The sequence below is a fragment of the Rhodococcus sp. MEB064 genome (assembly GCF_000834565.1).
In the GTDB taxonomy this organism is placed as follows: Bacteria; Actinomycetota; Actinomycetes; order Mycobacteriales; family Mycobacteriaceae; genus Rhodococcoides.
Genome location: NZ_JXQS01000053.1, coordinates 16,574 through 29,472, shown reverse-complemented (window position 1 = coordinate 29,472; position 12,899 = coordinate 16,574). Strand labels below are relative to the sequence as shown.

The following is a 12,899-nucleotide window of genomic DNA, read 5'->3' as shown; positions in this document are numbered from 1 at the left end:
GGTGATCACGAACATTCAAACTTCGACCTCCATCGTTGCCCCACATATACAATTCTCCTTGTAACGCAGGGCGGTGGGTCACACAGATTTCTATCGACATGCTGCCGCTCGGGGACGCCAACCACGCCGAACCCGCAGCCATCTCCATCCCCGGCATCATTTACCTCTCATCGAAGTTGCGGTCCCCAATCATCTTGGGTCCGACTTGGGGTTCTCTCGACAGCGTACGGTCCGAGTGTGCCGTCGGCTAATCGAGCGCAAGCGCCCCGATATGTGAAACTTCGCACTCTCGAACGCGCGGCTTTGTGCACTTTTACAAGTCGAAGGCAGGTTGAACCGCTGGACAACCGGTGATTCGTCTTCAGCAATAGTCAGCACTTACGGCGAGAACCCATCCCCCGTCGAGACGGACAGACACGGGAGTGCAGGAGTGAATCCGCTGCGACGGGAGCAAGTTGGGGTCTACTCACCTGCGCGCGCTCCGTTCAGGTACGTCGCGCCGCGCGATCCTGCGCGGTCACTGGTGTGGTTCCTGCACACGGTTCTGAACAGTTCTTGCGCCGCATTCTGCGTGACAGGCGAAGCGATCTTCTCGTACGGCGTGATTTCGTAGGTGTAGAAGGAGCGGATCAAACCATCCGGATCGTTGCATTCGCGATCGCCGTGCAAGTCGTGAGCAATCGAGGGCACCGCTGTGGTGGTTCCCCGGTGTTGATGCAGTCGCTCGACAGGCGCAGACACTATCCGGTGCGGCATGATGCGCGGGTGAGTACAGAGACACCCGCACGACCGGAACGCCGGAAGCCAACCAAGCAGCGACGCCGCCGTCGACTCACGCTGTGGCAGATTCTCGGGACCGTAGCGGTCACGCTCGCCGTTCTGGCCGTAGCCGTCGCTGTCGTCGTCGACGTCACCCGACCTGCGCCGCCGGCCGACCCCATCGCCGAGGTCATCGTGCCGAACTTCGGGGACCGTCCGGAACTCACACGCACCGCCCAGTCCGACGCCCGGTTGATTCGATCGGCGTTCTCGGACACCGCCCGTGACACCACCGTGGTGGTGCTCGGAGACTCGACCGGTGACGAACCCGACGAATGGGTGTATCGCATCGGTGCGTGGGCAAGCGTCCGGTACGCCCGCCCGGTGACCTTGATGCCGTGGAACGACGGGGCCCGCGCCTACGGCACGCCCGTCCAGCTCGGCACCGGCCCGGGTCGCCCGCTCACAATCTGGAACGCGTCCGCGCCAGGACGCGACGCCGGCTACACCCGCGTGACGCTGCCCGCCATGCTGCCTCCGGAGGCAACGACAATCGACGCTCTGTTCGTCAGCCACGGACACAACCAGTCTCGCGGCCTCGCGAACGTCCGCGGTGCACTTGCAAGCCTGAACGGCGCCATCGCCGCCCGCGACTCGGGTATCCCCATCGCGGTGATCGCACAGAATCCCAACAAGTTCCCCGACCAGACCGACCAGGCGGGGAAGGTCGACGCAGCGCGGTCGTTCGCCGACCAATTCGACCGGCCCACCATCGACGTGTTCGACGCCTTCGTGCGGACCGGCGATTCGGATGCCCTCATGGCCGACTCCGAGTATCCCAACACGGCCGGGTCCGAACTGTGGGCAGCGACCGTCGAACAGTGGATCGAACAGCCCTGACCTACACCGCGTCGTCAGTGCGGTGGAGGAACATTATGATCGGCCACTGCCTGAGATACAGCGAGAACGACAACACCCCGACGTAGACAGCCGGTCGCACGGTGAGAGCGCGCTGACGGCGACCCCGCAGACACCTACCCCGCGGCGATGACGAGACACGTCGTTACGATCGGCAGCGCACCCATTGGCGCCGTATGCGTGACAACACGTCGATTAGGAGAACGGGACGCATCGATTCCGGCGAACCCAACCGCACTCACAGCGTTGCGGAGTCAGGTCGGAAGCCGCGTCAGCAGTGCGGTATCCCGCGATCAATGCTCCGGCAGCGAGTTCCCACCCGCGCGAAAGTCGCGACAATTGGCACCCGAGGGATTCACGACACACTCGTACAGCGCTCACCCGAAGGACACAACGATCGCGGTGACGGAGCAGCCGGCGACGAAAGGACGCGACGGGAATCACACATCGAACCGCCGAGCCACCGCGAGCACGGTGACGAGGCGATGACCGGAGATGCGACGAGCCAGATGGCGACCATGCCGTATATCAACAACCACTCGCATGAGTGTGGCATCGCCAACCAGAACTCTCCCCTATATGTGGCATGAAACCAGATCATTCCGTCCTTCGACAAGGCCTCAGCGGCGCCACGGACAACTACCGGACACGATCCGCCCACCACCCTTGTCATTCGATCGAAGGATCGAGTCGGTGGACGTTGCCGTCATCAAGCCTGGTCAGATCGTCTTTAACGACCCGCTGTCGATCGGGGACCGCAGCAGGAGGCTTGCGGCCAAAACAGCGAATGGTCATACTTTCTATATGGTCAGACGACGTTCGCGCATTGTTGCGCCCGATAAACCGACGCTCGGACAAGTCGGTTCCGTCGGTGTCAGCTTCGTCGCTTTTCTCGTATTGCTGTTTCTTTGCATCAGCCACGGCCTTTTCTAAGTTCGGCCGCTTGCGCGCGGGTAGGTAACTCGAACGCATGTTCGATTTCTGTCGGTGGGTCGCGGTAGCTTAGGGCATGTTTTCGGGGGGAAACGCAGGGGCTGGTCGTCGTGACGACGGCTCCATCGGCGACCCCGTTCTCGCCCAGCTCATCGCCGAGCAGGAAGAGCTGACGCGTCGCATCGCGGCGTACGGCACACAGCACCTCGACACGGCGGACCGCCTCGCTCTCCTGGTGCGGGACGAGAAGGTGACGCGTGCCCGTCTGGGCCAGGCCCACGTGTGGCTGGCGGAGCTCGTCCAGCAGCGCGGCTTCGAGGAGACCGGAGCACGCAATGCCGATGCCCTGGCACTGCTCCTCACCATCGACCGCTCGGCCGCCTCGACGCGCCTGGCCCTCGCCGCACAGCTCGGCAACAGGACCACCCTGCTCGGTGACGTCATGGAACCGGAACTACCCACCACAGCCGCAGCGCTGCGTGAAGGCGCCATCGACCCGGCTCACGTGACGGTCATCCGGAAGTTCGACAAGAACCTCCCCGCCGCTGTGGACGCCGACACCCGCGCTCACGCTGAGCGGCACCTAGCCACTGCGGCGCGCGAGGTCCGTCCTGCGGAGCTCACCGCACTCGCCGAGCGCCTTACCGCGCACATCGTCGAGGAGGGCGAATTCGAGCTGCCGCCGGAGCGGGTGCGTAAGCGCGGCATCATCATGAACAAGCAGGGCAGCGACGGCATGCGCACCGGCAGGTTCGTTCTCGATTCCGAGACCGCGGCGTACATGGACGCCTACAACAGCAAGTACGCGGCGCGCGGAGTAGGGAATCCCGAGGACACGCGTGCGCCCGTCGTCGGCACGGACCCTGACGACGAGACCCGCCGGCGCGATACCCGGACCACACCGCAACGTAGGCACGACGCCCTGAAGCTGCTCCTGCGCGACACACTGTCGTCCGACGATCTCGGCAAGCATCGCGGCGTGCCGGTCAAGGTCATCATCGTCGCGAGGCTCGTGGACCTACTGCGCGGCGCCGGACTCGCCACCACCGCAACGGGTTCCACCGTGTCGATTCGAGACGTCATCCGCATGGGGTCACACGCCGACCATTACCTCGCGGTCTTCGGTGACGACGACGGCAGGCCACTGCACTTCGGCCGCACCCGCCGCATCGCCAGCGAAGATCAGCGCCTCGTCCTCATGGCCACAGATCGTGGGTGTACCGCCCCGGGATGCGATCGCCCCGCCGTCGCAACACAGGCGCACCACATCCACGAGTGGCAGGACGGCGGGCCCACCGACATCGAGTCGCTCACCTTCGTGTGCGACATGCACCATCCGATGATTCACGACGGTGCACTCGGGTGGTCCACCACCACAGCGCCACCAGGTCACCCCTACGCCGGGCGCACTCTGTGGCACCCGCCTGCACTTATCGACCCGTCAAGGACAGGCCGAGTGAACCATTTTCACCATCCACAGGACTATCTGTGGGAGGACGACGAGCCGGCGGCGTGAGCGGGCGGGCTCTCTACCAACCGGACCGGGCCACAACACTCGACGGCGTCGTCGACGGTGGCCCGGCCGGTCGCCGTGGCATGCGATTGTCAGAACGACGCGCTCGGCTCACTGATCGGCGAGATACCCGCCAATGAGCGACGAACACGAAGGCGTTGGAAGGCGAAGCGATCGATCGCCAACACCATCCCGTTCTGCGAGAACCAAGTCGACATCCATTCCGACACTTCGACCGCATCCGGAGTTGTCTCGATCGTGATGGACATGACGGGCTGCTTACCGGGCGAGCGAATACCGACCCCTGGTCCGCGAGATCGAAAGTTGAGGGTTCCAGGTCCTGAGGTTTCACGCCACAACGCGCCGAAACTCCCTCGAACGGCCTGCACTACCGCCTCTTCCGTCGCATCGACGAGGTAGTCGACCTGGCGCTTGGCGATGACGGACAGAACCATGAACAAAACCCAGATTGCGGCGATCCATACGAGAAATGCGACGAAGACGGACACTCCGTCGTTCGTCGCCAACCACGTGCCTCCAGTCATGGCGAAGCCGAGAACGACGCACAGCAGAAATATCATGGGCCGTCTCTCAGCGATGCCGCGCACAAGGATTGCCACCGAAGCCGTGGCATTTCGTGCAATTACCGAACATCCCCCACACCTTGCCTTCGCCGTTGCAGGTCCTGCACTTCCCGTGCTCACAGTCTTTGCACCGCTTGTCCCACGTCATCGTCTATTCCCTTCGCCATCTCGAATCGAACTGCCGAAGCGTAAGCAGGAGAGCAGGTGCGCGGAAAGCGTCCATTCGGACTACACGGTCGACCGAGACAGGGCTCTACTGCCGCTGCAGTTCCGACGACTGGTGCTACGAATGCAGCATCTCGATGAGCCGCAACGCATCCCACGGCGCGAAGCCTTCGCGTCGTTGTCGAAGTAGACGTACACGTCTCGCTTCGCTGCGCGCCACTCTCCGATGCGCTCGGCCCACCGGCCGAGCGCATCGTCGGAGTACCCGCTCGTGTACAGCTCGGTGTCGCCGTGCAGCCGGACGTAGACCACGTCGCTCGTCGCCTCGGTGAGCATCGGGAACTTTCCGGCCGAATCAGCGACCACACAGCCGATGTCGTGTGCGCGCATGAGCTCGTACGCCTCGGGTGAGTCGAAGCTCGGGTGCCGCACCTCGAGGCAGTGCCGCAGCGGACGATCCTCGTCGACGTCGAGAAACACCCGGTCGTCGGCAAGCTTGTCGTCGTGCTTCTCCCCCAGCCGGGCTGCCTCCGTCGTCGAACGCGGCAGCAGCGCGAAAAAGTCGGCCGTTCTGGTGGCGTCGAAACGAAAGGTGGCCGGCAGTTGCCACAAGATCGGGCCCAGCCGCGGGCCCAGCGCCAGAACACCCGACGCGAAGAAGTTGCCCAGTGCGGCGTCCACTCCGACGAGCTTCTTCATGTGGGTGACGAAGCGCGGCCCCTTCACCGCGAACACGAACCCGTCCGGCGTTTCGGCACGCCACCGCTGATAGCTCGACGGCCGTTGTAGCGAATAGAAGGAACCGTTTATCTCGATGGAGGTCAGGGCACGCGAGGCGTACTCCAGCTCGCGGCGCTGGGCCAGCCCCGCGGGGTAGAAGTCACCCCGCCAACCCGCGTAACGCCAGCCGGAGATGCCGATACGAAGTTCCATCGACTACCTCCGTCCTTGTGCCGTTGTCAGCAGTTACCCGTATGCCGGGCCGCGACACCTGGGCCTGGTGCGATCACTGGCGCGGTGGCCAGGCGGCCCAGCCGTCGGGGATTGCGCTGAGAATGCGGTCCGCGGCGTCGAGACGTGCTGCGGGCACACCCTCGGAGGGGGATTCGCCCGAGCTACGGCCGCTGGGATAGGTGAAGGCGTACCCGATCGACGGTCGCTGCCCGTGCCCGACCTTCTCCCGGAAGTTGCCGGTGACGACCGCGAACACCTGACGCTCGAGAAGGTCGGCTTCGTCCTGCCAAGTCGAGTCGCACGCGTCGCACCCGCAGGTCGGGAAGTAAAAGTCGTGCAGCAGACCCGCGTGCATCCCGATCCCGGGGTAGGACGTGAAAACGAATGCCAGTGTTGCGCAGATCGAATCGTTAGGTCTGATCCGAACAGCACGGGTCGTATCGCGATGCGGGCGAACCAACTCCGCGGCCGCCTCCGGTCCCTCGTCGATCTCGACGTCGTAGGTTTCGCGTATGTGCTCGATGAGGGCGTCGGCAACGGTGTGAAGGGGTGCATAGCGTTCGGGGTGTTCGGTCACCGAATAGGCGCTCTCCGGGGGAGAGTCGGCCCACAGGTTTCCGTATTCGATAACCCGACCGTCGGGGTCACGGAACACCGGCTCGTCGATTGTCGGGCGTGCGTACGAACTCACGTCAGTCATCCTCTCGCTGCGAGCAGTCCGATCTGTGCCACTGCCCGATCGGTGCGGGGATCGCGCCATACTGCTTCCCCGTCGACGACCGTCGGCCACAGCAGACGCTTCTCCTCGACGGGCCACTCGACCCACGGCGAGTACCCCGCGAGTTCGGTCTGCACAATGTCAGCGATGACCACGGTCGCCTCCGCGAGGGACAGATCCATGTGCAACGCAACCGTGTAGAGCGAGATACCGAGGGTCCTCTCGTCGACGCTGGTCACCTTCACTCTTCGGCGAGGGCCGCTGGAGTTCACTCCGAGTCCGACGACACCCGTCTCGTGCAGCGAGAGGGTCCAACGAAGTCGGTCGAGGTCCAGGTGGGCACCGTATCGGCGGAATCCCAGGTCCGACCCCACTGCGAAACACGCGTCCACCAACGGGGTGGGTGCACCCATTCCTGCGTCGGGCAGCAACGGCAGCGTCCACTCGTCGACGTACTCGAGATTAGGTCCCCACATGGGTCCAGTGTGGCAAGTATTCAGGTGCTCGAAAAACTGTTTTTCATGATGTCGTCGACACCGTACGGTTCGGTGCATGGACGAGATGGTGACCCGGCGCAAGAACCAGCCGCCGCCCCGTCATGTCGTCTTCGACGATCTCGTCAATCCCGGACGCGAGACCATACGGCCGTGGTTGCACCTGCTCGACGACGAGACGCTTCCGCGCGTCATCGAGTCCGAGCCGCCGTCGCTGGTCGTGTGGTCGTCGCTCTGGCCGGCGAGACCTGGTGCCCTCATTCGCTTCGACCTGGCGGACGACGGCACTGGGACGAGTCTTCGATGGACGTTGTTACTCGATCCGCCGCACCCCGATGACGACGTCGTTCGGAGTTTGCGCAAGCGCATCGACAGGCTGATCAACGCCAACCTTCGATTCACCTACGGGCAGTGACCGACCCGTGCGGTGGCCGGGAGCGTGCGAGCCACCATGACGCCAGAGATCAGGGGCCGTCCAGAACCCTCTCGAGCGGCACGTCCGGGATCGTGATGCCCCGCGACGCTCCGAGGCCCGTGATCTGCAGCCAGATGGTGTCGGCAAGGAAGGCGGCGAAGGTGTCCAGGCCGACCGAATCTTCCTGTGCGCGCCAGGTTCTCACGGCCCCGACGCAGCCGGAGATGAGGCTGGACACCCATGGTCCGACCAATCTCAAATCGTCGTCACCCAGGTCCGCGCCGACGAGAGCCAGGAAGCCGCCGACGGCCACCTCGATCTTCTGGGCGACGCGGGCGATCGTGCTCTGCAGAGGCGACTCCGAGGAGCCGGTGACGTTCTGTTCGACGACGTATGTCCAGGTGGGATGGGCCACCACCCAACGCACGTAGGAATCGACGACACGCTGCACCACCGAGCGCGGCAGACCCTCGAGCGTCACCGACGCGGTCAGGGTCTGTTCCAGCTGCTCGCAGATGGTGCGCTGGATGGCGACGTCGAGGTCAGCGCGGTCGGCGAAGTAGCGGTAGATGCCGGTGCGGTGGATGCGCGCCTCGTCGGCGATCTGCTGCGCCGTGATCCACTCCCCCGGATTCACGCCCCGCTCGAGCACGTCGAGGGCAGCGGCGATCACCTGACGGCGACGGTCGGCGTTGTGCTGCTCCCACCGTCGCCTCCGGCCGTCACCGGAGGCAGTGCGCTCGGTGCTCATTGCACCGAAGCATCTCACGTACGCAGCAGTCTCCGCGGTGCCCTGACCTTGACGCGTGCCGCGACGGCCTCCTGTTCGAGCCGGTCGACGATCTTCACGCGCGGCCGGCCTGTGCGTCGACCGAGCGCGAGCTCCTCCGCATCCAGCCGGCGCCACGCTGCCAGGTCGCCCGCCCGCGGGGTCGTCGCCGCGATGAGCTCGTCGGGCGTGTGGTGCGGATCGGCGATGTCGGAGTCCAGGTGGTCGAGCACTGCCTCCACCGTCTCCTGCGCGCAGGTCTTGTTCGTGCCGATGAAGCCGCGCGGTCCACGCTTGATCCACCCGACGACGAACACACCCGGCGCCACCCGCCCGTGATCGTTGGGGACGGTGCCCGTGCGCTCGTCGAACGGGAGCCCGGGCAGACCGACGCCGCGGAAGCCGACCGATCGCACTACCAGGCCGGCGTCGAGGACGTACTCCTCCGACGTCGGGACGGCGACGACGGAACCGTCGACACCCTCGACGAGGTCGTTCCGCGCGACGCGGACGCCGGTCACCCGGCCGTTCTCGCCCAGAATCTCCACCGGCGACACCGCGAACGTGAGCACGATGCGGCGACGCGTGGGATCCGTCGAGTGCGGTCGAGCAGCCAGCTCCGCGAGCAGGCGACTCCGCTGATCGTCACCCTGCAGCTGCGCCGGGTCCGCCTCGACCACGACGTCGACATCGGTGAGCGCCGCGAGACCCATCAGCTCGGGCACGGTGAAGGCCGCGTCTGCCGGTCCGCGTCGACCAAGGATCTGTACCTCACGGATCCCCGAGTTCCCGAGCTGATCGAGAGCGTGCGGCGCGATGTCCGTTCCCTCCGAAAGCCATTCGGGGTCGCGGGTGAGCATGCGCGCGACGTCGAGGGCGACGTTGCCGTTACCGACCACGACAGCGCGTTCGTGATCGAGCGTGACGGCGGCGTCCCGGTGATCGGGATGGCCGTTGTACCAGCCGACGACGTCGGTCGCGGCGACCGAACCCGTCAGCCCCTCGCCGGGGATCCCCAGCACGCGATCGGACGATGCGCCGACGGCGAACACGACGGCGTGATAGACCGACTGCAGTTGCGCCACAGTGATATCGGTCCCCACCTCGGCACCCAACACGTACCGGAAGCCCGGCTCGTTCTCGATCGCTTCGAAGAGATCGGTGACCTTCTTGGTGGTCGCGTGGTCGGGCGCGACGCCGTGCCGCACCAGACCGTGCGGAGTATTCAGCTTGTCGTAGACCTCCACCGACGCCACCTCGGGATGCTTGAGCAGCTCGTCCGCGGTGTACAGCCCGGCCGGGCCGGCACCGATCACCGCGACGCGGAACGGACCGCCGCGGCGCAGACGTCGTTGCGGCGCAACGAGAGCCAGCGGTGTGCGATCGGCGTGCGGCATCCTCTCGAAGTACTCGGCGTTGAGGGCCGCGTACGGAGCCGTCGCGATCGTCAGCTTCGTGTCGGGAACGATCGCGCCCACCGGGCACGCCGTCACACAGGCACTGCACCCCACGCACGTCGCCGGGTCGATGAACAGCATGTCGGTGGTCCCGAACCCGGGCTCGCCCGGCGCGGGATGGATGCAGTTGACCGGGCACGCGAGGACGCAGGACGCGTCGGCGCAGCACGTCCCGGTGACGACGTGGGGCATCGAATCAGGCCGCGGCGGAGGCGGGCTCGCTGCGGAACCGCGAGGGGCGTCCGTCGATACGCAGACTCGTCCACAGACGCTTCGAGACGCGGTTCATGAGCCCCATGTCCTCGGACAGCTTGCGGACGTCACCGAACATGTCGCGCAACGTCTTCGCGGAGGCGTCGTTGTCCCACCACACCTCACGCACCACCTCGCGCGGGATGCCGAGCTCGCGCTGAACCTGCTTGCTGGGCTTCATGATGACGTCGCACAGCACGCGCATGATGATCGGCGTCGCGATCGACATCGCGAATCGCTGACGTCGCGACAGCTTCGGGGCGCGGTGTTCCAGGTACTGGTGCGCGAACCCGATGTGCCGCGCTTCCTCGGCCACGTGGATCTGCATGATGCGCGTCATCAACGGGTGCTGCGACTCACCGGCGCGCAGGATCGACTTCTGCGCGTGGTCGATGGGCTCCTCGCCCGCCAATACTCCGACGAAGAAGCCGAACGGCAAGGGACCTGCGAACAGAGGGAGCAATGGGCCGGCCTTGCGGAACCACTTCGGGCCACCCGGGACAGCGACGCCGATACGGTTCACCAACTCCTGGAACATCTGGGTGTGGTGGCACTCCTCCGTCGCCTCGTGCGTGGAGTAGCGGAACTCCGGCGAGCCGTTGGGGAGGCGCAGTGCGTAGTTCATGATGCCGGCGATGAGTACCTGCTCGAACTGCAGACCCACCTTGAGGATGTTGGCCTGGCGGTACATGCCGACCGCGATCTGCCGATCGAGCGGAAGCGACCGGTACCAGTCGGTGTTGCCCAGCGGATCGGCCGCCGGAAGCACCCAGCGGGGATCGTCGGCCACGATCGCGTAGTGCGGATCGTCCCAGGGAATGTCGAGGAAAGCGTCGAAGTGCTGATGCACGGACGCCTCCGACAGAGTGCGCAGCGTCTGCTCGTACTCGGAGCGCGTGTCGGATGTGATCGTCATGGCGTGAACCTCCGTGAGTGCCGGGCCGACTTGATGCGACAGGCTGTCGCAGTAAAGTTACTGCAACCAGCTGTACCACGCAACCACTGAGCCGCCCCTGATTGGTACAACGCTCGTTGTCATCATGGCGGTAATCGGGCCATTCCCGGTTGTTGCATTCACTCGGCAACTATTCTGCGAACGTCGGGTACCGTTTCGCCCGTCCTTCCGTACCGCTGTTCCGAATACCGGGAACTCGACCTGTCCTTCTCTTCACTGCCGCATCGTTCGTCGGGGGTCGACGCGGCTCGACGAACGAGAGAGTGCGTTGCCCGTACGTCCGATCCCGACAGCCGAGCGCGGCTCGGCTCGCGACGGCTCACGCGTGCCCGCGATGCGTTTCGTGGTGTTGACGCTGGTCATCGTCGTGGGCTTGGCCGGGATCACCTGGGGTCTGTCGCCGCAGTTCGACAGGATGTCCTTCATCGTCGTCGCGGTGGCGGCGCTGACGACACTTCCGTCCGCGCTGCTCATCTACCTGTACGGGCGAAGCCTGCGCTACTCGATTCCTTTCATCGTGTACTCCGACATCGGCATCACCGTCGTGCTGTTCGCCTCCCAGTCACCGTTCGACGCCCTTCCCGGCGTCGTTCTGCTGATGCTGGTGTCGTTGTACGCCGGTGTGTTCACCTCCGGGCGGGTCCTCGCTGCCCAACTCGTCCTCGCTGCGGCTGTCCTCGTCGCGCTGTCTCTTCTCTCGGTGCACGACGGCGTTCCCGGCTGGCTCGTTCTCTCCCGATCCCTCACCCTGCTCACCGCGATCATCGTGCCGATCCTGCTCAAGATCCACATCGACTACCTCACCGAGAAGCTCGAGAACAGCCGACGCGACAGTGTCAGCGGTCTGCTCAACCGACGCGGACTGGACGGTGCCGTCACACGGTTCGACGTTGCCCGCGGAGTCGAGCAGACACTGGGCGCGGCCGTGGTCCACCTCCGGGACTTCGTGCAGATCGAGCGCCGTCTCGGCCGCGCCACGAGCCACGACCTGGTTGCCGAAACGTCTGCATTGCTCTCGGAGGCGTTCCCCGATGCCATCGTCGCCCGGACACAACCCGGCGAGTTCGCCTGCATTTGGCTCGGTTCCGAAGACGACGTGGCGTCCCGGCTCGCCGCGGTCCGGTCGCTCGTCGAGTCCACCCGTCTGCGCAGCGCCACCGTCAGCATGACGTGCACCAGCTCCACCGTGCCGGTCGACTACCGCACCACGGCGACCGTAGCGCTCGGCAAGACCCTCACCGCCGCCGCGTTCCTCCAGTACGGCGACGTCGTAGCTCCACGGAACAACGACCACGTCGCCGAACTCATCGCCGACGGTGGGCCCACCATCGTCTTCCAACCCGTGCTGTCGGTGGCGACGGGTCGCATCATGGGCTACGAAGCGTTGTCCCGCTTCCCTTCCGGGCACGGCACCACCCAGAGCTGGTTCCTCGACGCCGCTGCCGACGGCCTGCAGATCCCGCTCGAACTCGCCGCCGTGCGACGCGCTGTCGCCGCGTCGCGCGATCTCCCGGCCGACGCCTTCCTCGCCGTCAACGTCTCGGCGACCACCATCGTCGCCACCGATCTGGTGCCGATCCTCGACGAGGCCACGACGTGTCGACGCGTCGTCGTCGAGATCACCGAGCACGACCTGGTCAGCGACTACACCGCACTGGGCGCAGCCCTCGACCACCTGCGCGACGCGGGCCTGTCCATCTCCGTCGACGACGTCGGGGCCGGATACTCCGGTCTGCGTCAGCTGGTCGAGATCAAGCCCGACGTCATCAAGCTCGACGCGTCGATCGTCCGCGGCATCGACACCGACGACATGCGCCGCGCCGCCGCCAGCGCACTGACCACGTTCGCGGCCGCCATCGGCGCGCAGTGCATCTACGAGGGCGTCGAGACGCAGAAGGAACTCGACTCCGCGCGTGGTCTCGGAGCCGACATGGTGCAAGGTTTCCTCGTCGGCCGACCGCAGGAAATCTCCGGAGTGAACGGTCGCATGATCGCTCCCTGACCGGGTACAGC

At 65.4% G+C, this 12,899-nt stretch carries 12 protein-coding genes and 1 pseudogene; 5 read left to right on the top strand and 8 right to left on the bottom strand.

Annotated features, from left to right (window positions below):
- Window positions 1–462: 462 nt before the first annotated feature.
- Window positions 463–690, bottom strand: coding sequence for a hypothetical protein (locus tag RU01_RS18330; protein WP_042576026.1), 228 nt, complete (start codon window positions 688–690; stop codon window positions 463–465).
- A gap of 75 nt (window positions 691–765) precedes the next feature.
- Between RU01_RS18330 and RU01_RS18325 the strand changes: the two genes are divergently transcribed.
- The 3 genes from RU01_RS18325 to RU01_RS18315 all read left to right on the top strand — a co-directional run bounded on the left by RU01_RS18325 (window position 766) and on the right by RU01_RS18315 (window position 4,126).
- Window positions 766–1,659: an SGNH/GDSL hydrolase family protein gene (locus tag RU01_RS18325; protein WP_156148988.1), complete on the top strand. Its 894-nt coding sequence runs from the start codon at window positions 766–768 to the stop codon at window positions 1,657–1,659.
- A gap of 711 nt (window positions 1,660–2,370) precedes the next feature.
- On the top strand, window positions 2,371–2,610 hold the full coding sequence (locus RU01_RS18320) for a hypothetical protein (RefSeq protein WP_042576024.1): 240 nt from the start codon (window positions 2,371–2,373) through the stop codon (window positions 2,608–2,610).
- Between the two features lie 76 nt (window positions 2,611–2,686).
- A complete protein-coding gene (locus RU01_RS18315; protein WP_052493363.1) occupies window positions 2,687–4,126 on the top strand; it encodes an HNH endonuclease signature motif containing protein in 1,440 nt (479 codons plus the stop codon).
- Window positions 4,127–4,215: 89 nt separating this feature from the next.
- Here the strand turns inward: RU01_RS18315 and RU01_RS18310 are convergent, their stop codons facing one another.
- The 4 genes and pseudogenes from RU01_RS18310 to RU01_RS18295 all read right to left on the bottom strand — a co-directional run bounded on the left by RU01_RS18310 (window position 4,216) and on the right by RU01_RS18295 (window position 7,020).
- Window positions 4,216–4,632 carry a hypothetical protein gene (locus RU01_RS18310; protein ID WP_156148987.1) on the bottom strand — a complete coding sequence of 139 codons (417 nt, stop codon included), beginning with the start codon at window positions 4,630–4,632 and terminating at the stop codon, window positions 4,216–4,218.
- Between the two features lie 358 nt (window positions 4,633–4,990).
- Window positions 4,991–5,805, bottom strand: a pseudogene (locus RU01_RS18305) (DUF72 domain-containing protein).
- Between the two features lie 73 nt (window positions 5,806–5,878).
- A complete protein-coding gene (locus RU01_RS18300; protein ID WP_042576063.1) occupies window positions 5,879–6,517 on the bottom strand; it encodes a DUF6226 family protein in 639 nt (212 codons plus the stop codon).
- 5 nt (window positions 6,518–6,522) lie between these two features.
- The gene (locus RU01_RS18295; protein WP_042576022.1) at window positions 6,523–7,020 is read right to left on the bottom strand and encodes a hypothetical protein; all 498 of its coding nucleotides are present in this window, start codon (window positions 7,018–7,020) and stop codon (window positions 6,523–6,525) included.
- A 76-nt stretch (window positions 7,021–7,096) separates the two neighbouring features.
- Between RU01_RS18295 and RU01_RS18290 the strand changes: the two genes are divergently transcribed.
- Window positions 7,097–7,453, top strand: coding sequence for an SRPBCC family protein (locus RU01_RS18290; RefSeq protein ID WP_042576021.1), 357 nt, complete (start codon window positions 7,097–7,099; stop codon window positions 7,451–7,453).
- A gap of 49 nt (window positions 7,454–7,502) precedes the next feature.
- Here the strand turns inward: RU01_RS18290 and RU01_RS18285 are convergent, their stop codons facing one another.
- The 3 genes from RU01_RS18285 to RU01_RS18275 are packed head-to-tail and all read right to left on the bottom strand — an operon-like array spanning window position 7,503 to window position 10,847.
- Entirely contained in the window at window positions 7,503–8,204 is a 702-nt protein-coding gene (locus tag RU01_RS18285; protein WP_042576020.1) for a TetR/AcrR family transcriptional regulator, read from the bottom strand.
- A 14-nt stretch (window positions 8,205–8,218) separates the two neighbouring features.
- A complete protein-coding gene (locus tag RU01_RS18280; RefSeq protein WP_042576019.1) occupies window positions 8,219–9,871 on the bottom strand; it encodes an FAD-dependent oxidoreductase in 1,653 nt (550 codons plus the stop codon).
- A 4-nt stretch (window positions 9,872–9,875) separates the two neighbouring features.
- A complete protein-coding gene (locus RU01_RS18275) occupies window positions 9,876–10,847 on the bottom strand; it encodes an AurF N-oxygenase family protein (protein WP_042576018.1) in 972 nt (323 codons plus the stop codon).
- A 307-nt stretch (window positions 10,848–11,154) separates the two neighbouring features.
- On the opposite strand from RU01_RS18275, the gene RU01_RS18270 reads away from it, so the two are divergent.
- A complete protein-coding gene (locus tag RU01_RS18270; RefSeq protein ID WP_052493362.1) occupies window positions 11,155–12,888 on the top strand; it encodes an EAL domain-containing protein in 1,734 nt (577 codons plus the stop codon).
- The last annotated feature ends 11 nt before the right edge of the window (window positions 12,889–12,899 follow it).